Source organism: Achromobacter sp. 1011791174 (assembly GCF_059760925.1).
Genome location: NZ_JCBANH010000051.1, coordinates 22,574 through 42,566, shown reverse-complemented (window position 1 = coordinate 42,566; position 19,993 = coordinate 22,574). Strand labels below are relative to the sequence as shown.

At 66.4% G+C, this 19,993-nt stretch carries 19 protein-coding genes and 1 pseudogene; 10 read left to right on the top strand and 10 right to left on the bottom strand.

The annotated features are described in order from the left end of the window. Together AC6LJ5_RS18030 and AC6LJ5_RS18025 are read left to right on the top strand one after the other, a co-directional pair. On the top strand, nucleotides 1–929 hold a 929-nt coding region (locus AC6LJ5_RS18030), incomplete at its 5' end, for a hypothetical protein (RefSeq protein WP_498141195.1). 311 nt (nucleotides 930–1,240) lie between these two features. Further along, nucleotides 1,241–2,287, top strand: a complete 1,047-nt coding sequence (locus AC6LJ5_RS18025) for a hypothetical protein (RefSeq protein WP_498141194.1) — start codon at nucleotides 1,241–1,243, stop codon at nucleotides 2,285–2,287. Between the two features lie 79 nt (nucleotides 2,288–2,366). On the opposite strand, the gene AC6LJ5_RS18020 is transcribed toward AC6LJ5_RS18025, so the two are convergent. The 3 genes from AC6LJ5_RS18020 to dsdA form a co-directional block, all read right to left on the bottom strand. Beyond that, nucleotides 2,367–3,893, bottom strand: a complete 1,527-nt coding sequence (locus AC6LJ5_RS18020; RefSeq protein WP_498141193.1) for a M81 family metallopeptidase — start codon at nucleotides 3,891–3,893, stop codon at nucleotides 2,367–2,369. A 12-nt stretch (nucleotides 3,894–3,905) separates the two neighbouring features. Beyond that, nucleotides 3,906–5,225, bottom strand: a complete 1,320-nt coding sequence (locus tag AC6LJ5_RS18015) for an MFS transporter (protein WP_498141192.1) — start codon at nucleotides 5,223–5,225, stop codon at nucleotides 3,906–3,908. Nucleotides 5,226–5,332: 107 nt separating this feature from the next. Beyond that, nucleotides 5,333–6,646 (bottom strand): D-serine ammonia-lyase, encoded by a 1,314-nt coding sequence (dsdA, locus tag AC6LJ5_RS18010; RefSeq protein WP_498141191.1) that lies wholly within the window; start codon nucleotides 6,644–6,646, stop codon nucleotides 5,333–5,335. Between the two features lie 109 nt (nucleotides 6,647–6,755). On the opposite strand from dsdA, the gene AC6LJ5_RS18005 reads away from it, so the two are divergent. Next, the gene (locus tag AC6LJ5_RS18005; protein WP_498141190.1) at nucleotides 6,756–7,682 is read left to right on the top strand and encodes a LysR substrate-binding domain-containing protein; all 927 of its coding nucleotides are present in this window, start codon (nucleotides 6,756–6,758) and stop codon (nucleotides 7,680–7,682) included. On the opposite strand, the gene AC6LJ5_RS18000 is transcribed toward AC6LJ5_RS18005, so the two are convergent. Continuing rightward, entirely contained in the window at nucleotides 7,683–8,642 is a 960-nt protein-coding gene (locus tag AC6LJ5_RS18000) for a MerR family transcriptional regulator (RefSeq protein WP_103272987.1), read from the bottom strand. Nucleotides 8,643–8,829: 187 nt separating this feature from the next. On the opposite strand from AC6LJ5_RS18000, the gene AC6LJ5_RS17995 reads away from it, so the two are divergent. From AC6LJ5_RS17995 to AC6LJ5_RS17980, 4 genes are all read left to right on the top strand, one after another. Beyond that, entirely contained in the window at nucleotides 8,830–9,285 is a 456-nt protein-coding gene (locus AC6LJ5_RS17995) for a fasciclin domain-containing protein (RefSeq protein WP_103272986.1), read from the top strand. A gap of 74 nt (nucleotides 9,286–9,359) precedes the next feature. Next, on the top strand, nucleotides 9,360–9,497 hold the full coding sequence (locus AC6LJ5_RS17990) for a hypothetical protein (protein ID WP_498141189.1): 138 nt from the start codon (nucleotides 9,360–9,362) through the stop codon (nucleotides 9,495–9,497). A 123-nt stretch (nucleotides 9,498–9,620) separates the two neighbouring features. Next, entirely contained in the window at nucleotides 9,621–10,109 is a 489-nt protein-coding gene (locus tag AC6LJ5_RS17985; protein WP_498141188.1) for a hypothetical protein, read from the top strand. A 129-nt stretch (nucleotides 10,110–10,238) separates the two neighbouring features. Continuing rightward, on the top strand, nucleotides 10,239–10,688 hold the full coding sequence (locus tag AC6LJ5_RS17980) for a DUF6389 family protein (protein ID WP_498141187.1): 450 nt from the start codon (nucleotides 10,239–10,241) through the stop codon (nucleotides 10,686–10,688). A gap of 42 nt (nucleotides 10,689–10,730) precedes the next feature. Here the strand turns inward: AC6LJ5_RS17980 and AC6LJ5_RS17975 are convergent, their stop codons facing one another. The 6 genes and pseudogenes from AC6LJ5_RS17975 to AC6LJ5_RS17950 form a co-directional block, all read right to left on the bottom strand. Next, a complete protein-coding gene (locus tag AC6LJ5_RS17975) occupies nucleotides 10,731–11,195 on the bottom strand; it encodes a CopD family copper resistance protein (protein WP_498141186.1) in 465 nt (154 codons plus the stop codon). Between the two features lie 143 nt (nucleotides 11,196–11,338). Next, entirely contained in the window at nucleotides 11,339–12,067 is a 729-nt protein-coding gene (locus AC6LJ5_RS17970; protein ID WP_498141185.1) for a DUF4377 domain-containing protein, read from the bottom strand. Nucleotides 12,068–12,372: 305 nt separating this feature from the next. Beyond that, nucleotides 12,373–13,088: pseudogene (locus AC6LJ5_RS17965) on the bottom strand (Nmad2 family putative nucleotide modification protein). A gap of 36 nt (nucleotides 13,089–13,124) precedes the next feature. Then, entirely contained in the window at nucleotides 13,125–14,435 is a 1,311-nt protein-coding gene (locus AC6LJ5_RS17960; RefSeq protein WP_498141184.1) for an esterase/lipase family protein, read from the bottom strand. Then, nucleotides 14,436–15,035, bottom strand: a complete 600-nt coding sequence (locus tag AC6LJ5_RS17955) for a hypothetical protein (RefSeq protein WP_498141183.1) — start codon at nucleotides 15,033–15,035, stop codon at nucleotides 14,436–14,438. Then, complete coding sequence (locus AC6LJ5_RS17950; RefSeq protein WP_498141182.1) at nucleotides 15,032–16,069, bottom strand: Lnb N-terminal periplasmic domain-containing protein; 1,038 nt, start codon at nucleotides 16,067–16,069, stop codon at nucleotides 15,032–15,034. Before AC6LJ5_RS17950 ends, AC6LJ5_RS17955 begins: the two co-directional genes overlap by 4 nt. Before the next feature lie 175 nt (nucleotides 16,070–16,244). On the opposite strand from AC6LJ5_RS17950, the gene AC6LJ5_RS17945 reads away from it, so the two are divergent. The 3 genes from AC6LJ5_RS17945 (at nucleotide 16,245) to AC6LJ5_RS17935 (ending at nucleotide 19,945) form a co-directional block, all read left to right on the top strand. Continuing rightward, the gene (locus AC6LJ5_RS17945; RefSeq protein WP_498141181.1) at nucleotides 16,245–17,177 is read left to right on the top strand and encodes a hypothetical protein; all 933 of its coding nucleotides are present in this window, start codon (nucleotides 16,245–16,247) and stop codon (nucleotides 17,175–17,177) included. A gap of 381 nt (nucleotides 17,178–17,558) precedes the next feature. Next, nucleotides 17,559–19,100 carry a TolC family protein gene (locus tag AC6LJ5_RS17940; protein WP_498141180.1) on the top strand — a complete coding sequence of 514 codons (1,542 nt, stop codon included), beginning with the start codon at nucleotides 17,559–17,561 and terminating at the stop codon, nucleotides 19,098–19,100. After that, nucleotides 19,097–19,945: an efflux RND transporter periplasmic adaptor subunit gene (locus AC6LJ5_RS17935; RefSeq protein ID WP_392411509.1), complete on the top strand. Its 849-nt coding sequence runs from the start codon at nucleotides 19,097–19,099 to the stop codon at nucleotides 19,943–19,945. The genes AC6LJ5_RS17940 and AC6LJ5_RS17935 overlap by 4 nt, the downstream gene beginning before the upstream one ends. Nucleotides 19,946–19,993: the final 48 nt, after the last annotated feature.

Here is a 19,993-nt window from a genome sequence, read left to right as displayed (position 1 = left end):
AAGGCACCCTCACCCCCACGTCCTACAAAGGCACCTGGACCGACGCCAAAACCGGCAAGCAGCGCCATTTCGACCTGAAACGCGTCGCTCAATACGACACCGCCCAGCTAGAACAAGACCGCAAGCAAGCCCGCGCCACCCAGGTCAACCTGGGCGACGTGGACCTGAACGCCGGCATCACTTCCACCCGCGCCCCCTACGACACACTGAAACTCACCGGCCACGCCAAACCCGTCGGCAAGGAAATCGGCAACGCCACCGTCGCCTATCAAATGTGGCAGGACCCGCGCACCAAATTCCTGTATCCCCGCCTGACCCGCCATCCCGACCCGCAGGTCATGCAGCGCATCAACTACCTGCTGGAGCAGCGCCATTGGCAAAAGAGCCTGGGCGCGCTGGACTGCAAGGCGACCGCGTACACCAGCACCAATCCCATGGCTGGCACGCTGGGCGGGTTTGATGAAGAGGATGTGAAAGTGACTTGGCTGTCGCGCGCGCTGATGACCGTGACGGAATCGGGCAGCCTGGATTGCGGCGGCGTACATCCGTACAACCATTTCGATGCCTATACCTTCGACCTGCTGCGCGGCGAGTATCTGGACTGGAACCGGGTGTTTGACGCCTATGTGCCCGGCAAGCGCACGTTCGGCGGCGAGAAGAGCGCGGCGCTGCTGACGCTGGTGAAGCAGGCGGTGGACCAGGGGCCGGACGCCAGCAAGGCCGACCAGCATCCGAACCTGGAGGATTGCGCAGACCTGTGGCCGGACTATCTGGCGCTGGGCGCGCAGGCGCCGGGCGCCTTGAGCCTGTCGGTGTCGGGCGTGGGGCATTCCTCGGGCGCCTGCCTGGGCACGCATGCCCAGGTGCCGTTCAAGGCGCTGACGCCGTATCTGAAACCGGGCGGCGAGGCGTATCTGGTGCGGGACTGAACCGGACGGCGCTGACGGGCGTATAGTCGTGCGATCAATAAAAGCCAGATGCATGGCGCGCCGCTGAAAAACATGATTCGGGGAATTCGATGCGCACCGGCAGAGCAATCCTGTCCATCCTGATTCTTGCCCTGTGTTCGGTATCGCCAGCCCATTCGGAAGGGATTTGGCATACCGACTCGGCCGGCTGTCGCGTGATCAAGCGGGCGGCCCAGCTCAGTCCGGGCTATTCATATGGATGGAGCGGCGCTTGCAAGAACGGGTATGGCGAAGGCGCCGGGACCCTTACGAAGTACTTGAATGGACACGTGATGTCCACGGCGACAGGCGTGCTAGTGCATGGGGCCTGGCAAGGGAAGGTCGTGGCCCAGGAGCGCCAAGGGGAGGCCCAGGAGTACTTTTATGTCGATGGTGAACTCAGCAACAAGGCGGCTCCCGCCGGCGCCTCGCCGGAAAGCAAGGTAGCAAGCAGCCCAGGCAGCGGCAGTGTTCCTCCTAAAGCTGCCGCTGTGCCCGGCAGCGCCACACGGACGGCATCAACCCCTGCAGCCGCCAGTTCGAAAGAACGATCGACGGCCTCCGCGAACTGTCCGGTTGAAACGACGATTTCCAGCCCCTCCCACGGGGCGATCACGCTGAAGTTCGCGGCCCTGCGCGAGAAAATGCTCTCGAAAGCAGAGTTGGATGCGTACTTCCAGGATCTGGTGGCGCTCCAGCGGGAAGCCAGCACAAACGTTCAAAACAACGGGCTGCGCATCTACTCCGCCTACGGCATGACCGACACGCCGCGGCAACGCGCATTGCTCGGGTGCGAGGGGAATTCAGGTGGCGCCTGCGCCGACCTGGTCATCAACAGGGAACCGCCGAACTTCGCTGACACCATCACGCCACGGCTGAAGGTGTATCAGTGCCATCGTGACGCGGGATGGCCCTCGGCCAGTGATTCCACATCACCGCGCGGCAAGACGCCGATATCAACGACCGCCGCGCCTGCCGGTGCTCGGCCGCAGGCGCCGGCACAGGAAAATGATCATGCGCCGTACATCTCGGGCAAATGCGTGCGCATCGTCCAAAGCGGCAAAGGCGTGTCGGACGCGTACAAACGGATCCAGAACGATTGCGCGATGCCCGTGGCCGTCACGTTCTGCCTTGAAGCGCCCGGGCCGATCAATCAATGCCTGAATCCCCTCAGGTATGGCCTCAGCGACGTCATACCCGCCAAAAAGTCCCAACTGACGGCGGACGCGATTCAAGGGCCTTGGACCGCGTGGTTCTTTGTCTGCGATATGAGCAATCCGAAGAAGCACAGATGCCTGGTGCCCAAGGATATTGCGGGAGCCGGCGCGTTCAGGGATTGATGGATGATGGCGCTACGGCTCGACTCGCTCACGAGTCGAGCCGAGGCCGATCGACTGCGGATATCGGTACCGCTCGGCGTCAGACCCTCTGCCTGCCCTCCAACGCAGCGCGATCCGACAGCGGCCAATACTCTCCAACCAGCCGCTCCCTCGGAAACGAAGTGATATCAGCAGTACTCAACCCCACGCTATCCACCGAGATGATCTGCGCGGCCAACCGTCGATAACCCGCCCGAAAGTGATTGGCCCCCTTGATGGCGATGAGCTTGTACGCGTTGACGTCGATGCCGTGCAGGAAGAACGGTTCCTCGTCGTAGATCTGTTCGGCGCGCGAGGCGACGATGACGTCCACGCCCTGAATGACCAGGCGGCACATGGCGCCCAGGTCGAAGCGCACGCCTTCGAACATGGAGCCGGCGCGGTTGATGAAACGGCCGTCGGTGATGGCCTTGACGTAGGCATTCACGCGCAGCGGTTCGCCCTGGAAACGCCCCTGCTTGCCGCCCAGCGACACGCTGATGGTGGCGCCCACGCCGGCCTGACGGGCCTGTTCGACGACGGCGGCGTCGTTGATCGACGCGAAACAGCAGGTGCCGGGCGCGGGCTGGGCGTCGAGGACGGCGCGCAGCAAGTGGGTGCCGTCGCCGGGCGTGCCACCGCCGGGGTTGTCGGCGTATTCGTTGACGACGACCGGGCCGTGCGCGGCGGCCAGGGCCTGCGCCACGCCCTCGGCCGGGCTGGGAAAGGACGGGCGGAAGTTCTCGCGGCGCGTCCAGATCCATTGCGCGACTTCGTCAGCGCAGCGCTCGGCCAGCACAAGGTCGCCGGCGGTGGTGCAGACCACGGCGGGGCACGGCGCGGCGATGTCCGCGTAGGGAAAGCCGTGGAACCATGAACAGTCGATGACGCCGGGCCGCTGGGCCAGTTCGGCGCAGACGGCGTTGACCTCGGCGGGAATGAAGCCTTCCTGCGTGGTGACGATGTAGGGCAGCATGGGCAGGCGGCGCATGACGGTCACTGGCCGTAGGCGGCCGGCGATGATCTCGCGCAGCAGCGCCACCGCCTCCACGCCCCGATCATGAAAATCCGTGTGCGGATAGAGCTTGCAAGGCAAGGTCAGTTCGCAGCTGTCGCGCATGGCCTCGGTCATGTTGCCGTGCAGGTCGTAGACGGCGGCGATGGGCGTGGCGGGGCCAACCAGTTCGCGCACGGCCACGCACAGGTCGCCCTCGATGTCTTCGACGCCGTCGGCCACGCCGGCGCCGTGCAGCGCCAGCAGCACGCCGTCCACCGGCAGCGCGGCGCGCAGGCCGTCGAGGATGCGGCGTTTCATCTGGGCGTAGGCCTGGGCCTCGATGGTGCCGGACGGCGTGGCCTGGCCGACGTAGCCGCAGACCAGTTCCGCGCCGGCCTGCCGCGCGCCTTCGATGAAGCCGCCGACCTGGTGGTTGGATCTGTCGAAGGCTTGCAGGATCTGGTCCTGGCCGCTGTATTGCTCGAAGGCGCGCAGCGGGGTCTGGCCGGCGAATTCAGCGGCGTAGGTGTTGGTTTCGTGGATCAGGCCGGCGACGGCCAGACGCAGCGGTGTTGCGGGTGTGCTTGCCATGTTGCGTGCTCTTCAGCGATTGACTTTCTTGGGGTCGAAACTCAGCGCGATCAGGGCGCTGACCAGCAGCGCGCCCGCGATCACGTAGATGGCCGGCGCGGTGCTGTGATAGATGTCGCGGATCCAGCCGATCAGGTAAGGGCTGACAAAGCCGCCCAGGTTGGCCAGGCTGTTGATGATGCCGATGGACGCGGCCGCCGTGGCGCCGCCCAGGAAGGCGGTGGGCAGCGTCCACATGATGGGCGAGAAGCTAATGATGCCGGCGGCGGCCACGGACAGCGCGATCACGGCCAGCGTCAGGTTGGTGCCGGCGAAGACGCTGGCGACCAGGCCCACGGCGCCCAGCACCAGGATGAAGACCAGGTGCCAGCGGCGCTCGCGGCGCAGGTCCGAGCTGCGTCCGACCAGCACCATGGCCACCATGGCGACCAGATAGGGAATGGCGCTCAAGAGGCCGATGCGCACGCCGCCTTCGGCGCCGGCGTCCTTGATCAGCGTGGGCAGGTAGAAGCCCAGCGTGTACAGCGCCATCATCGCCGGGAAGGTCATGGCGATGATTTTCCAGATGCGCGCGTCGCGCAGCGCCCGCAGCAGCGGCATGTGTTCGCGGCCGGCGTTGTCTTCGGCGATGTCGCGGGTGATCAGGTCGCGCTGTTGCTGCGTGAGCCAGGTGGCGTCCTGCACGCGGTTGGACAGGATGAGCAGCACGCCGATGGCCAGCGGAATGGTCGGCAGCGCTTCCAGCACGAACAGCCATTGCCAGCCCGGATGGCCGCCGACCAGATGGAAGCGTTCCATGATCCAGCCCGACAGCGGGTTGCCGATCAGCCCGGCCACGGGGATGCCGGCCTGGAAGATGGCGGTCATCTTGGCGCGGCGGCGGTTCGGAAACCAGTACGTCAGATAAAGGATCACGCCCGGATAGAAACCGGCCTCGGCCACGCCCAGCAGGAAGCGCACGGTGTAGAACTGCCAGGGCGTGGTGACGAAGGCCATGACGCCCGACAGGATGCCCCAGGAAATCATGATGCGCGCGATCCACAGGCGCGCGCCGACGCGGTGCATGATGAGGTTGCTGGGCACCTCGAACACCATGTAGCCGATGAAGAACAGCCCGGCGCCCAGACCATAGGCCGCTTCGCTGAATTGCAGGTCCGCCAGCATGTTGAGCTTGGCGATGCCGATGTTGATGCGGTCCAGGTATGCGACCACGTAGCAGAGCATCAGGAAGGGGATGAACCGCAGCGCGACCTTTCTGTAGGTCGCGTTTTCAAAGGCTTGCTGGTCCGGGGTTGCGGCCCGGCCGGCGGGTAGGGAAGCGCTGGCGCTCACGGGTTGTCTCCTTGGAATGTCGTTGTTGGTATGGGGGTCTGCCTGGGATCGGCTGGGGATCTGCTGGGGCTCTGCCTGATATCCGCGGGATATCGGAACGTGGCGGCTCAGGCCGCGCGGCGCGGGCGCAGCGTCCTGGCGTGTTCCTGGAAGCCGAGCAACGCATCACGCGGCACCAGCGATCCGCCGGTGGCCCAGATGACGTGCGTGGCGTTGGCCATGGCAAGACCCTGCGCATAGGCCCGGCCGGCGGCCGAGCCCTGCAGCCAGCCCGGCCCCGAGACGGCGGCGGCGGCCGAGGGTTCGACCTCGGCGTCCAGGCTGTCCTTCAGCGCCAGCAGGTTCAGGTACAGCTCGTCGTCCGACACGGTGAAGACGCCGCCCAGTTGCGGCGTCATCAGCGACGCCACCAGCTCGGATGCCTGCCCGACCGCCAGGCCGTCGGCCTCGGTGCGGTTGTCCAGGCCCAGGTCGTAGACGGACGTGGGAGCCTGCATGCCGGCGGCCAGCTGCACCAGCATGCAGGGCGAGGCGACCGGCTCGGCGAAGAAGCAATGCACGTGGTCGCCGTACAGCGCCTTGAGTCCGTGGGTGATGCCGCCCGGCGCGCCGCCGACGCCGCAGGGGATGTAGACGAACAGCGGATGTTCGGCGTCGACCTTGCGGCCCGCCTCGGCCAGTTGCCGCGCCAGGCCGCGCGCGGCGGCGGCGTAGCCGAAGAACAGCAGCTCGGATTGCTCGTCGTCGACGAAGTGGCTGCGCGGCGCGGCCAGCGCCTGCGCCCGGCCGGCGGCGACGGCCTGGGCGTAGTCGCCGGCGTGCTCGATGACGCGCACGCCGCGCTGGCGCAGGCGGTCTTTCTTCCATTCCTTGGCGTCGGCGGACATGTGCACCACGGCGTCAAAGCCCAGCGCGGCCGCCATGACGCCGATGCTCATGCCCAGGTTGCCGGTGCTGCCCACGGTCACGGCGTATTGGCCGAACAGCGCGCGGGCCTGTGGCGTCGCCAGCAGGCGGCGGTCGGCGTCGGCGTGGGGCAGCAGGCCGTGCTCCAGCGCGATGGACTCTGCAAGGGCCAGCACTTCATGAAAACCGCCACGGGCCTTGATGGAGCCGGCCACGGGGAGTTCGTCATCACGCTTGAGATACCAGCTGCCGGACGCCGAAGCGCCGCCCAGTTGCTGCTGCAAGGCCTGGGCGGGCATCAGGCGGGACTCGATCTGCCCACCCGCATTCGCCAACTCGGGAAACAGCCCGGCCAGCAGCGGCGCGCAGCGCGCCAGGCGCTGCTGCGCGTCGTCGATCCGATCCAGGGACGGCGCGTCGTCGGGCAGCGGGCCGCCCCGGGCCGGGTTGAGCCACAGCAGCGGCGTGCGGGATTGAAGCTGGGCTAATAACTGAGGATCGAGATTGACGGTCATCTTGCGCGGGCATGGGAAGGAACAGGCGCAGATCGTAGAAGCCGGCGGCGTGCAAGAATAGCGATGATTTCTAATCCTGCCATTAGCCTTACTTATTCCTGCCCTCTTCATGCCAGTCCATTTCGATTCCACGCTGCTGGGCGCGCTGCGCTGCTTTGACATGGCGGGCCGCCATCTCAGCTTCACCCGGGCGGCGGAGGCCATGAGCCTGACGCAGAGCGCGGTCAGCCAGCAGATCCGCCAGCTGGAAGACCGGCTGGGCTATCCGCTGTTCGTGCGGCGGCAGCGCGGGCTGACGTTCACGCCCAAGGGCGAGCAGCTGCACGCCACCATCAGCCGCGCGCTGGGCGACATCCAGCAAGAGATCGAGCGGCTGGGCCTGCCCGCGTCAGCCTTGCAGGTCAATTGCCTGCCCTCGTTCGCGCTGCAATGGCTGATGCCGCGCCTGACGGAATTCCATCGCCTGCAGCCGGACGTGTCGGTACGGCTGAAGGCGGAATTCCAGCCGCTGGACCGCAAGCGGATGGACGAGGAAGACATCGACATCGCCATCCGCTACGACCCGGACGACTACGGCCATTTACAGGCCGACGCGCTGATGGACGAATACCTGCTGGTGGTGGCCACGCCCGAGTATCTGGCCGCGCATCCGCAGTTCCGGGCCGGCAAGTCGCTGGACGGCGTGGCGTTTCTGCACGACGCCTCGCCCTGGGTCGGCGCGGCGGAGTTCATCGAGTGGCGCACCTGGATGCAGGCGCACCAGCCGCGCTGGCTCAAGCATCTGGACGGCCCGCAGTTCAACCTGGCCAGCCTGGCCATCGGCGCGGCTCTGAATCACCAGGGCGTGGCGATCGGGCGCAGCGCGATGGTGCATGACGAGGTCCGTAGCGGGCGGCTGGTCGATGTGTTCGGCAAGCACGTCGCGGCGCCGGCGCGGTATGTGCTGCTGTCGCGGCGGCCGCAGGAACGGCGCACGCGGATATTCTCGGAATGGTTGAAGGCGGAGTGCCGGGCGTTTGACGCGTCGCGGGCGTGATCAAAGACGTGTCGTGGGTGGCATAGGCAAGCCTTCGGCCGTCGCGAGCTTTTCCATCGCGGCTTCCAGGATGGCGCGCGCCTGACCCGCGGCCCGCTGCAAATCGCTGTGCAACTGGGCATCGTCCGCACTGCGCGAGGCGCATTGGGCGCTGTAGCGTTCGAAGCTACCCACCATCATCAACAGGTCCGCCAGATGTTTGGGACATTCGCATGCCAGCCCGCTGCCGGAAGCCATGATGGTCAGCAGCGCGCTTTCGTCAAAACGGATGTCGGGCAGGTGGGATGGCGGTTGTGGCGGAAGACGTTCTCCGGTCAGGGCCGAGCGGCACAGCAGCGCAAGCTCGTTTACATCGGCTGGAACGCGCGCAACCAGGCAGTCCTGGGCGCGAAGCGCCCGAATGGTGGCGCTGGCGCAGAAGCGATAGAGCACCACGACAGCGACCGCGCCCCAACGATTCTTGATGCCGGCGATCAGCGAAACCGCGTTGTCGTGCAATTCTGATTGCTCGATGACCAGGACTTCCACGCTGGCGTTTGGCGCGTCCTGCGCGGCCTGCTCAAGCTGGGAACGGCTGTATTCCAGCACCAGATCGGCTCTGTCGCGCGCGCTGCCCGCAATGCGCTTCGCAAGGTTGCTGCCAATTACCCCGATTCGAATGGGTCCGACGGCATCAGGCTGCGTGTATGCCGCATTGGCGAGTTCTTGCAGTTGGGCGTCAGGCATCAGGGCAAGCACGCCGATCGCATGGCCCTGGTCCACCAACTGTTTCAACAGGCTCAATTTGCGGACCTGTTCTGCGGAATACAAGCGCTGCCCACGTTCGGAGCGCTCCGTGTTGGAAAGGTTGTAGCGCCGCTCCCAGACACGCAGTGTTTCCGGGGAAAGTCCTGCCAGCCGCGCCGCCGCGCCGCTGCGATAACTCACGTGCTGCGGTTCCGAAGAAGCCTGATGTTCCATGTCGACGCCCTCCTTATGACCCGATATTGACCCGTTTTGTTTGTATTTTAGCGGGTCATTTTATGGACTGTGAAGATTTCGGCGCGTAAATTCACTTTCAAGCGGTTCACATGACCCACTCGATACCGCGCAACCGGGGCGCCAACCTCATCGTGCAGCCCCCCCTCGTCTATGAAAGGAGTCGATTATGAAACGCGTCCTGACCACCCTGACGTTCGCCCTCGCGCTCGGCACCGCGCAAGCCGCCGACATCGTGGACACAGCGAAGTCAGCAGGTTCCTTCAATACCTTGGTGACCGCGGTGCAAGCCGCGGGATTGGTCGACACGCTGAAGGGCCCCGGGCCGTTCACCGTGTTCGCGCCGACCGATGACGCATTCGCCAAGATCCCCAAAGACAAACTCGATGCGCTGCTGAAAGACAAGGCGGCCTTGACCAAGGTGCTCACCTACCATGTCGTGCCCGGCAAGGTGATGGCGAAGGACGTCAAGGCGGGCCCGGTGAAGACGGTTGAAGGCGATTCGTTGACCGTGGCCGTGAATGGCGGACAAGTCAGCGTCGACAACGCCAAGGTCGTGAAGACGGACGTGGTGGCGGACAACGGCGTGATTCACGTCATCGATACGGTGGTGATGCCCAAGTGACACGCGTCTGGCTGGATTACGCCAGCCGCATGGGACGATTGACTGGTTCATCGCGCCGTCCCCGGTAAGGTGCGATGAACCACTTTTTGTCTTTCCGCCACCGTGGTCCGCGCGCAGCGCATGGCGCGATGGTCTTGCTGATCCCCAGCGACAACATCGAGCCGGACGACTTCATCAACGAGCTGTACTGCCCGTTCTGCAAACGGGCCTGAAGCCCGCCAGCGGCCCTCGTCGTCAATTTCAGAATCCTCTGGTGGCGCGCGCCGCGCGGCCCCCGCATGATCTTCGAGCGCGCTTCATTGCGCGCCCTTTCTCCAGATCCTGCCAGGGCCACCATGACACTCCGCACATTGCTTCGCGCCGCCGCCTGCCTCCTGGCCATCCTGCCGTCGCCCGCGCCGGCCGACAGCACCGGCCGCCTGCAATTCCTCTATACCGCCTTCATGGACGTGCGCGGACTGGCCGCGAACACGCTGGAACACTGCGCGCGCGACAACCCCGCAACGCAAGCCATGCTGCAAGATCTGTACCAGGACTGGGACCGCAACCATGGCCGCCATCAGACCGAACTGCAAATGCTGATCCGCGCGCAGCTGGTCGAAGCCATCGGGCCGGAACAGGCCGAAGCCTTCATCGACAATGCCAGGATGCAGGCGCACAAGCAGCTGGCGCCCCGGTACTTTCCGCAACGGCCGGTGGCGGACAGCGCATACTTCTGCGGCAAGCTGCTGCCCCAGACCTTGCGGGGCGAGGTGCCGATGCTGCGCTTTGGGCAGTACGTGCGGGAATACAGGAAAGAGACGGCGCCCCGCGCGGGGCCTTAGCAGCGCGCGCTTGCCGTTCAGGGCGTCGGGACGGCTTCTGTTAAAACAGACCATCCAACCGGCCATGCGCCCAGCCGGCGCATGCCTGGACCCACGCCACCCGCGCCACCCGCCCTGAACGAAACACCCATGACCCAATCCGACTACGAAGCCGAACTGCTGCGCATCCTGCGCGCCCACGACGCCGCCGCCCGCGCCACGCTGACCGCGCTGATCGCCGCCCTGCCGCCCAAGGCGCGCGAAATCCACATCGTGGTGTTCCCCGACCAGGACGGCGAAGGCACGTTCTCGGTCGTGGCCAGCCTGGAAGGCCCGGACCTGTTCGTGCTCAACAAGGCCATCGAAGGCCACCGCTACCTGTTCGACGTGCGCCATACCGAAGACGGCATCGAGCCCGAGGTGCCCCTGTTCGGCTCGGACGAAGCCGGCTTCGACGTGCAGAACGTGATCGTCGACACGGCCATGCAGTGGGTCGGGGAATTGTGGGACGCCTGCGGACGCGGCCGTTCGCCGTTGCCGGGGCTGGTGTATGGCGAGGAAGGCTACGGCACGCGGGAACCGCTGGTCTTGCCCGTCTGACGCTTCGAGTATCGGGCGGCCCGGCGCGGCATCACGCCGCGCTCACCACGCCACATGGAACATCGCCTTGGCCAGCACCACGATCAGCACCATGTGACAGAACACGCTGACATGCATGCGCCGGCTCAGCGCCCCGCTCAGGCGCTGCCGCCGCGCCAGCGTCAACGCAGTGAGCACATGCGCCAGCACGCTAAGCGCCAGCGCGATCTTCAGCGACAGCAGGATGCCGAACGGCGAGCCCAACGGATCCGCCAGCGCGCCGCGATACTGCCAGGCCATTGCCAGCCCCGCCAGGTACAGCACCGCCACCGACCAGGGCAGCACCGCCCGCACGCGCGGCCCGAGCTGACCGCCCAGCGCCTTGCGCACGTCAACGGGCAGGCGCTTGTGCACCGGTTCCAGGAACAAGACTTCGAATGTCACCGTGCCGACGAAGAGAAAGGCGGCCAGCAGGTGCAGGATGAGGAACAGGGCATAGGCGTTCATGGCGTCATCGGATTCTGGCATCCGCGCGCCATCCGATGGCATGACAAAGATCAAGCCGCCCGACGCCGGCCGTGGATAGCCACGGCGCGCCGCCCAGAATGCCAAAGGCCGGACGTGGGGTTCCGTCCGGCCTTTGACGGGCCGCATGGCGGCCGGCGGCGAGTTTACTTCGGTTTCTTGCCAGACATGTCCTGCTCCACCACCATATCCAGCACATAGACCTTGGACGGCGCGTCGGCGGGCGGGTTCTTCCAGTCGTATTGCTTGACGCGCAGCACGGTGCGCACGCCGTCGCGGTGCTCGTAGCCGTCGATCGACTGGTACAGCGGATGCCACTTGTCGGTCGCGGGCTGCTGCACGCCGGACTCGCTGTAGCGGCGCTCGCGCACCTGCAGGCACTGGTAGTTGGGGATCATCGGGTGGCTGCACTTGACGCGCTTGGCGGCCACTTCCAGGAACATGGTCTCGCCCTTGCTGCCGTAACGGGTCTCGGGCGTGGGCTCGCCGGTGAACTTGAGCACGGCGCCGTCCTGGGCGACCAGTTGCAGCACGGGTTCGGGCGCGTCGGTGGCGACCGAGGCGCGCAGGTCGCCCTTGATGCGCTGGCCCACTTCGGCGTCCAGCGCCATCAGGCTGGGTTCGCAGGCCTTCATGGTGGCGGCCAGTTGCGCCACCTGCAGCACGCCCTTGTCATAGCGGTAGCCGCCGAACTGCGTGTTGCAGCCGCCGGTGATGCTCAGGCCTTGTTCGGTGAAGGACAGGCGCAGGCGATTGTCGATGCCCTTTTGCAGCGCCGCGATGGGCTTGCCCGAGGCGTCGACGGCCGAGGCCAGGTGCCAGTAGTAGGCGGACAGCGTGGCCTGGGAGGCGGCGGACGGGGCGGTGGCGGACATGGAGGACGCTCCTTCGCGAGTGGAGTTGGACGCCGGGGCGCAGGCCTGGAGCAAGGCGGCGCAGACGGAAGCGAGAAGAATGGTTTTTTTCATGGTTCGCTCTTATTCAGCCGGGGGTTATTGATGGAGACGGCATTCTACGGACGAAAAATCGACTATCTATCCAGACTGCCTTGAGAACGTTTCAGAGTATTGCCCTGCAACAAGACTCACACCACGCACGGAAACGCAATGCTACGTTTTCGTCGTTATGTCTCACTTTCTATCATGATCCACCCTCGCGACGCTGCCAGGTCCATCCGCGCTCAACAGGTACCGCAGCGCTTTGCGCTTCTTTTTTCTCCTGTCGATGACGGAGAACAGGAGAGCGACGAGGCGCCCGGAGCGTCTTCCACCCGCATCCATTGCTCGTCAGGATCAATTGCGACAAGGTAGTCCGAATCAGGCAGCAGCGCCCTGTCGCCAGGCTCTCCGATCAATCCACTACGCCCCAGGGATTCCAGCCACGCCGCAAACCCGGCAATGACGCGTGGGTCGGTGGCGTAGCTGATTCCTCTTCCGGCATGCACGAGCCTCGGGAACCTGGAAGGAAACTCCTGCTGGGCCCGCAATGCGCCCTCGGCGCCAAAATACCAGTAATTTTCCGCCCCTTCGGCCAAATAGACCGTCCTGCCGCAGTCTTGCCGGAAATTCTCCACCGTGTTGTGCTCCAGGGATGGGGCTCGCCGCCACTGGCCATCACGGGAATAGTAGATATTGTCTCCGCGCCGTTGCTCGAATGTGCCTGCCGGATCCGGCCGCTTGCTCGGGAACTGGTCGAAGTAATCATTCATATCCAGCACATTGGTGATCCGCATCGCATACACGAGCCGGTTCCCCCTTTTCGCGGCGCATGCCCCAAGATCCAATCTCCCCGTCCGAGTTTCGCGTTCATATGATTCGGCGTGCATAGCGCCAGGGAACATACGCCGAAGTACGGATTCGGAGCCAGGCCACGGTCGTACCTGACGATATACCTCAAGAGCTTCAAGACAGCCTCCTCTGTTTCTGCAAGTCCCTACTTCGCCGCCCCCAGATGCTCGCGCAGCACCCGCCGGATCTCCAATATGGCCTCCGGCGCTTCCTGCACGCTGTGCGTGTACGGAATCACCGCTTCCGACGCCGCGCCGTCCAGGTGCGCGCTGTGATACGTAACGAAACCGTCGGTGGATTCCTCCAGCGGCGCGTCCGGCTTGTCGGTGGCGACGATGCTGTGGAACGTCACGGCGGACGAGATCGGCATCTGCGGCAGCAGCCGGATGAACGGGTCCTTGGGGCTCAGGCTGTCCACGCCATTGGGGATGTAGTAGGGTTCGCCGCCGGGCATCTCGCCGCCTTCGGCGCGCTGGCTCATGCGGGCGAACTTGCGCAGCACGGTGGCCGGCAGCGTGATCAGGTTCGAGGCCCAGCGCGCCAGCCGGTGCTCGGCGAACTCGGTGCCGCGATGCGGCGTGGCGATGAAAACGGCGCGGGTGATGCCATGGAAGGGCTCGAAGCGCATCATGTCGCCGAATTCCGCTTCGGCCTCGGCCATTTCCTCGGGCGTGAACGAGCGGTATTCCTGCAATGCCTTCCACAGCACGTCGCCCGACGAGGACACCATCAGGCGGCTCAGGATGCCGCCCATGCTGTGACCGATGACGACCATGTCGCGCGAGGCGCGCGCCGTGCCCATGGGGTCGAAGTGTTCCAGCGTGCGCCGCAGCGCCTTGCGGATCTCGGCGTTGTTGTAGGGCAAGGGCGCGTTGGTCGGGTAGTAGACCTGCCAGATCTGGTAGCCGCGCCGCAGTACCTCATCGCCCAACACTTCGTTGGCCGTGTTGATCCAGGCCTCGGGGCTGCTGGCCAGGCCGTGCAGCATGACGATGATGCGCCGATCGGGGTCGTAGGGTTGCAGCAGGTAGATGTGCGGCTCGGCCAGTCCGTCCGACGTGCCGATGGCGTTGCGCAGCGCCTGCGTGGCGAAGCCCGAGCGCGCCAGCCACAGGCCGTAGCCGGAGGTGAAGTTGGCGGCCAGCGGCACCGAGATGCCGCCCAGCGACACGTAGTAGCGCCGATACGGATCCGAGACGGTGAAGGCGGCGTCGTGCGTCTCCAGGATCTGGGTCAGCGTGCGGCCCTTGAAGGACAGGATCACCGACAGCGCCGGGAACGGGGTTTCGCTATAGGGCTGCTCGAAGGTGTCCTTGTCATTGACGCTGCGCGCCATGACGGCGACCAGCTCGGCGCCGAAGCCGTCGCGCCGGTACATGCTGCGCAGGCCACTGAAGGTCAGCGTGGACGCCGGGATCAGCTCGTAGGGCGTGGTCTTGCCGCCGGGCAGGCGCACCTAGTCCATCAGGAAGTGGATGTTCCAGTCGCCGATGCGGGCGCTTTCGCCGCTGCGCGCGGCATCGGCCTTGGGCGCGTCGCGGTAGTGCGAGAACAGACGCGTGACGGACTGCTGCACCGCATAGTTGTAATAGTCGCGCACCTGGGTCTGGCGGTCCTCGAAGGCGCGCTCGGCCGGCGGGCGCGGCGAGTGGAACAGGTAGGCGTAGGCGTAGCGCGCGCTTTGCAGGTAGGCGTCCAGCAGCTCGTCGCGGTCGGTCGCGGCGATGGGGCGCTGGCGTTCCAGCTCCACGGCGTGCAGCAGCCAGACCTCGGACAGCGTGGACAGCTGGCGCTCGGTGTCCAGGCCGTCGCTGCCGCGCAGCGCGCTGGTGCAGTTGAGCGCGGACGCGCGGCATTTGTCGGCGTCCAGGCCCAGCACGGCCAGCGCCTCGCTGGCGGCGGCGCTGAGCTTGCCGGTGGTGAGCACGTCGCCGCGTCGTTGGGCGATGTAGTCCTGCGTGCTGACGGACGCGACCTTGACGCCGGCGCAGCCGGCGGTCACCAGGATCAGCAGCAGCGCGGCACAGCGAGCGACGAGCCCGAGGGAATGCTTCATGGTCGGGGGGACAGGAAAGGTTCGCGTATGGCTTGCGAGAACGCCGGCGTGTTGCCCGCCCGGGCCGCGCGCTGGGTGATGTCGGCATCGCGCCGGATCGCGTCCAGCGGCCGGCTGGTGTCCAGGCCGCCGTGTTCGTACAGGTACTCGGGCAGGTAGCCGGACAGCAGAAGGCGGTAGTCGACCGGCAGGCCGGGCACGATGGCGCGCACCATCTGGTAGATGATGGTGGTGCAGTTGGCGGTGACCGTGTGATAGAAGCGCGGCTCGGCGCGCAGCGCGTTGGCCGTGTCCACATAGGACAGGAACAGCGCGCGCATCGCCTCGGGCGGCATGCGGATGGGGTAGATCGATACCGTTTCGCCGCGCACGGCGGTGCGCACCCGCACGATGTCGCGCTCGTCGGCGGCGATCACGCTCAGCTCGAACTGCTTGAAGAAGCCGCCCAGTTCCGAGAACTGCTCGCCGCGTTCCTTGCGGATCTCGACCGAGAACACCACGCGCTGGCCATCGTCGAAGCCAAAGGACACCAGGGTGTGGGCGATGGCGGGCATGCCCCAGGTGGACAGGATCATGTCCACGCTGCGCAGCCGGCTCAGGTCGTAGTCGCGGGTGTCCCAGCGGGCGTCGTAGTCGGCGTCGCCGCGCCAGTCGAAGTTGCGCACGTCCCGCAGGCGCACGTGGTCGCCCTGCACCGTGCCCTGCGGCATGCGGCTCACCTCGTCGGCCCAGTCGCGGTCGTTGGACGGCCGCAGCGTGTGCCACCAGACCAGCAGCGCGACGACGGCCAGCGCCCACCCCGCCCACCAGCGGCGGCCGGCGCACCAGGGACGACCGACGATCAGCAGGCCCAGCAGCCAGAGATGCAGCGCGGCCCAGGCCGCCACGGCCACGCCGCGCGCCGCCGCGCCGCCGGGAAACTGGAACCACAGCGCGCCGGCGCCCCAGGCGGCCAGCGGCAGCAGGCAGACGCCGGCCAGCAGGCGCAACCAGGGGGAAGGACGGCGGTAAACGGCGTTTGGGGCGTGGGGCATGGCAAGCAGATCAAGGCGCCGGGACGGATGATGCGCCGACGGAATCGCCGGCGGAAGATCGGCGCTACCGAATATAGCGCCATATCGTGAAGGAACGGGCCGCGCGCGCCGGCCCGCCGGCCACCTCTACAATCTGCCATCCCCACGACCTGCCTTTGCTTCGGATCCTCTCATCATGCGCCTGCGCCCCGCCGCCCTGTTTCCCCTGTCGCTGGTCTTCGCCCTGTCCTGCGTCCATGCCCAGACCACGGTCAAATCGCTGGACCAGGTGCGCGACGTCATCCAGACCGACGCGGCCAGGCAGATGTTCGACCAGCAGATGTCGGGCAAGCCCGCGCCGGACGGCTTCGGCACGGCGCTGCCGGCCGGCTTCACGGCGGACTTCCTGCTGCGGCAGCTGGCGCCCGGCCAGCCCGCCGACCGGCTGGTGCTGGCCGGTGCCAAGCCCTGGCCGCAGCGCGAGCGCGCCTACGTCGGCGTGGTCTGCCTGGCGGCCTCGGCCGAAGCGGCGGCGCAGTCGGCCAAGTATTCGCGCAACGAATGCGTGGCCTTGTCCGGCAGCGACGGCGATCAGAAGTCCGTGTGGTTCGGCGTATTCGAAACCGGGGCGGACGGCGCGCCCGCGCTGGTCGCGCGCACCGAAACCCCGGTGTCCGTAGAGACTGACTGGGAAGACTCCAATATCGATCCGCCCATCGACCTGGCGATGCAGGACGCGGGCAAGCCCATGCTGGCCGCGCCGCAAAGCTGGAAGCGCTTCGACCTGGCGCGCTACCAGATCCGTCCGGACGAAACCGCCTTCGGCGTGCGCGCCGGCTGGAGCGAGGGCTATTCCGGCGGCGGCGCCGATTTCGAGGCGCTGTACCTGTTCCGCATCGAAGGCCGCGCGCTGCGCGTGGTGTTCGCCCAGCCGATGGCGTTCTACAAGATGCTGGCCGGCGACTGGAACCCCGACGGCACGCGCGAGCATATCGAGTCGGACGCGAGCAACACGCTGTCCCTGTTGCCCGGCAAGACCGATGGCTACTTCGACATCCAGCTGCGCCAGCAGAAGGGTGTCTGGAAGCAGACCTTGAAGTGGTCGGCGGCCCGCCAGCGCTACGAGTGAGCGGGCCGGCCGCCCGCGAGAGTCGGTTCCGCGCCTTGCGGCAGGCGAAGGCAGAACTTCGGGCGGACATGGCGAACCGGACGCGCAGCGTACTCAACACAATCCGTGGCGTGACGCGATGACGTCCGGCAAACTTCGCCGGCCCAGGCTATTTCGCAACAATCGCGACCGGTGACGACAATCCCCAATTGTGGAATTTGTTACTGCTGCCTTAGGATTCGTCCTCGCTGAACCGTTAACACCTTAGGGCTGTTCCAGGACTGCCGCGTCCTGCCAGCTTCGGACTCTCGGCAAACCCCGCTGTTGCTCCATGTTCTGCCGCCAGGGTATGGCTTTCGCACGTCTCAACCATACAAGTAACAAGAAACTACAAACAAGACGATGAATATTTCCATACAAGGCCGTTTCTTGCGCCTGCCCCCGCTGCGCCTGCGCCTGTGGGGCATGATCGGCGCCGGCGCGCTGCTGTCGGGCTGCGCCAGCTTCACCGCCCAGCCGCTGAGCGCGGATGACATCAAGACCCAGGTGCAGGCCGACCGCCAGACCCTGGCCAGGGACGTGGCGCCGGTCAGCGGTCCGGTGCCGCTGGAGGAAGCGATCGCGCGCGCCATCAAGTACAACGCCGGCCAGCGCCTGCGGGCGATGGAGGAAGCGGTGGCGCAGGGCACCTATGATGTGTCCACCTTCGACATGCTGCCCAAGCTGGTGGCGTCGGCCGGCTACCGCTACCGCGACAAGGACCTGATCACCCGCAGCACGGACTCGGTGACGGGGCAGCCCTCGCTGGCGCATCCCTACATCTCGACCGACCGTGACTACACGCAGAGCGCCCTGACGCTGTCCTGGAGCCTGCTGGATTTCGGCCAGAGCTATTACGCCGCGCGCCAGAACGCCGACCGCGTGCGCATCGCCGCCGAGCGCCGCCGCAAGGCCATCTACACGCTGGTGCAGGATGTGCGCACCGCCTACTGGCGCGTGGTCGCCAGCCAGGCGCTGGAAAGCTCGCTGCGCTCGGCCCGCGACCAGGCGGAAAAAGCGCTGGCCGACGCCCGCAAGGCCGAGGCCGAGCAGCTGCGCTCGCCGCTGGAGCCGCTGCGCTACCAGCGCCAGCTGCTGGAGAACGTGCGCCTGCTGGAAGCCATCCAGGAAGAACTGTCGGCGTCCCGCATCGAGCTGGCGTCGCTGATGGGCCTGCCGCCTGGCATGGACACCCAGAACCTGCGCGTGGTGGAGCCCGCTTTCAACCCCCGCCCGCAATGGCTGGAACAGCCGGTCGAGGACCTGGAAGCGCGCGCGCTGATGCTGAACCCTGACCTGCGCGAAAGCCTGTACAACGCCCGCATCGCCCAGGAAGAGACCAAGCGCGTGCTGTTGCGCATGTTCCCCGGCCTGTCGTTCAACTACTCGCTGAACAAGAGCAACGACAGCTACCTGATCAACGACCATTGGCGCGAAGCCGGCGTGCAGGTCTCGTTCAACCTGTTGAGCCTGCTGTCCGCGCCGCAGCAATGGAAGCTGGCCAAGGACGGCGTGTCGCTGGCCGACCAGAAGCGGCTGGCCACGCAGATGGCTGTGCTGGCGCAGCTGCACATCGCCCGCCTGCAATTCGGCAACGCGATGAACCAGTACCAGCGCGCCGACGAGATCGCCGGCGTGGACCAGCGCATCGCCCGCCATGTCGACAATCAGGTGCGGGCGCAGAAGCAGGCCGGTCTGGAACAGGTCTCGCAACAGGCCGGCGCCATCCTGTCGTCGCTGCGCCGCTACCAGGCTCTGTCCAACATGCAGGCCGCCGCCGCGCGCCTGCAGGCCACGCTGGGATTGGAGCCCACGATCGACGGTTCGGACGCCATGCCGCTGCCCGAACTGACCGCCTCCGTCGCCCGCGGCCTGTCGCAATGGGAAAGCGGAAAACTGCCATGATTCTCCAGGACGCCGCGCGGCGCGGAACCGGCCTGGCCCGCCTGATCGGCCTGGCCTGGGCCCTGGGACTGGCCAACGTCGCGCCGGCAACGGCGCAGCCGCAGACGCCGACGCAGGCGCAACCCGCATCGGCGTTGCCGGCCATCCCCGCGCCCGCGCCAAGCGGCGCGCTGGAGCCGCGCGACATCCGCGCCCAGCTCGCGCCCCGGCAATACACCACGCTGGCGGCCGAGATCGGCGCCAAGGTGCAGCGCCTGGCCGTGACCGAGGGCGGCGCGTTCAAGAAGGACCAGCTGCTGGTGCAATTCGATTGCAGCCTGCAACAGGCCCAGCTGAACAAGGCCCATGCCGGCCAGAACGCCGCCGACAAGACCTGGCGCGCAAACCAGCGCCTGGCGCAGCTCAATTCGGTGGGCAAGGTCGAACTGGAGACCTCGCAGGCGGAAGTGCAGAAGGCCGCCGCCGAGGTGGCCGCGAGCAAGGCGCTGCTGGACAAGTGCCGCGTGACCGCGCCCTACGCGGGCCGCGTGGCCGAGCAGAAGATCCGCGAACAGCAGTACGCGCAGCCGGGCCAGCCGCTGCTGGACATCATCGACGATACGGCGCTGGAACTGGAGTTCCTGGTGCCGTCGCGCTGGCTGGTCTGGCTCAAGCCGGGCGCGGCGTTCCAGGTGCGCATCGACGAAACCGGCAAGACCTATCCCGCCAAGGTGCAATGGCTGGCCGCCCGGGTCGACCCGGTGAGCCAGTCCATCAAGGTGAACGCCGGCATCGACGGGCATTTCGACGACCTGATCGCCGGCATGAGCGGACAGGTGCTGATGGAACCGCCGCCGGTCCGCTGACCCGTCCGGGCCGCCGGCCCGCTCCGAATTCCCTGCAAGACAGGACAT

Bases quoted from the DNA above. Each gene is read 5' to 3' on its own strand.
- AC6LJ5_RS17975 (WP_498141186.1), bottom strand. From the start codon at position 11,195: ATGCCAGAATCCGATGACGCCATGAACGCCTATGCCCTGTTCCTCATC.
- AC6LJ5_RS18000 (WP_103272987.1), bottom strand. From the start codon at position 8,642: ATGGAACATCAGGCTTCTTCGGAACCGCAGCACGTGAGTTATCGCAGC.
- AC6LJ5_RS17970 (WP_498141185.1), bottom strand. From the start codon at position 12,067: ATGTCCGCCACCGCCCCGTCCGCCGCCTCCCAGGCCACGCTGTCCGCC.
- AC6LJ5_RS17945 (WP_498141181.1), top strand. From the start codon at position 16,245: ATGCGCCTGCGCCCCGCCGCCCTGTTTCCCCTGTCGCTGGTCTTCGCC.
- AC6LJ5_RS17980 (WP_498141187.1), top strand. From the start codon at position 10,239: ATGACCCAATCCGACTACGAAGCCGAACTGCTGCGCATCCTGCGCGCC.
- dsdA (WP_498141191.1), bottom strand. From the start codon at position 6,646: ATGACCGTCAATCTCGATCCTCAGTTATTAGCCCAGCTTCAATCCCGC.
- AC6LJ5_RS17935 (WP_392411509.1), top strand. From the start codon at position 19,097: ATGATTCTCCAGGACGCCGCGCGGCGCGGAACCGGCCTGGCCCGCCTG.
- AC6LJ5_RS17985 (WP_498141188.1), top strand. From the start codon at position 9,621: ATGACACTCCGCACATTGCTTCGCGCCGCCGCCTGCCTCCTGGCCATC.
- AC6LJ5_RS18005 (WP_498141190.1), top strand. From the start codon at position 6,756: ATGCCAGTCCATTTCGATTCCACGCTGCTGGGCGCGCTGCGCTGCTTT.
- AC6LJ5_RS17995 (WP_103272986.1), top strand. From the start codon at position 8,830: ATGAAACGCGTCCTGACCACCCTGACGTTCGCCCTCGCGCTCGGCACC.
- AC6LJ5_RS17950 (WP_498141182.1), bottom strand. From the start codon at position 16,069: ATGCCCCACGCCCCAAACGCCGTTTACCGCCGTCCTTCCCCCTGGTTG.
- AC6LJ5_RS17990 (WP_498141189.1), top strand. From the start codon at position 9,360: ATGAACCACTTTTTGTCTTTCCGCCACCGTGGTCCGCGCGCAGCGCAT.
- AC6LJ5_RS17955 (WP_498141183.1), bottom strand. From the start codon at position 15,035: ATGAAGCATTCCCTCGGGCTCGTCGCTCGCTGTGCCGCGCTGCTGCTG.
- AC6LJ5_RS18025 (WP_498141194.1), top strand. From the start codon at position 1,241: ATGTCCACGGCGACAGGCGTGCTAGTGCATGGGGCCTGGCAAGGGAAG.
- AC6LJ5_RS18020 (WP_498141193.1), bottom strand. From the start codon at position 3,893: ATGGCAAGCACACCCGCAACACCGCTGCGTCTGGCCGTCGCCGGCCTG.
- AC6LJ5_RS17940 (WP_498141180.1), top strand. From the start codon at position 17,559: ATGAATATTTCCATACAAGGCCGTTTCTTGCGCCTGCCCCCGCTGCGC.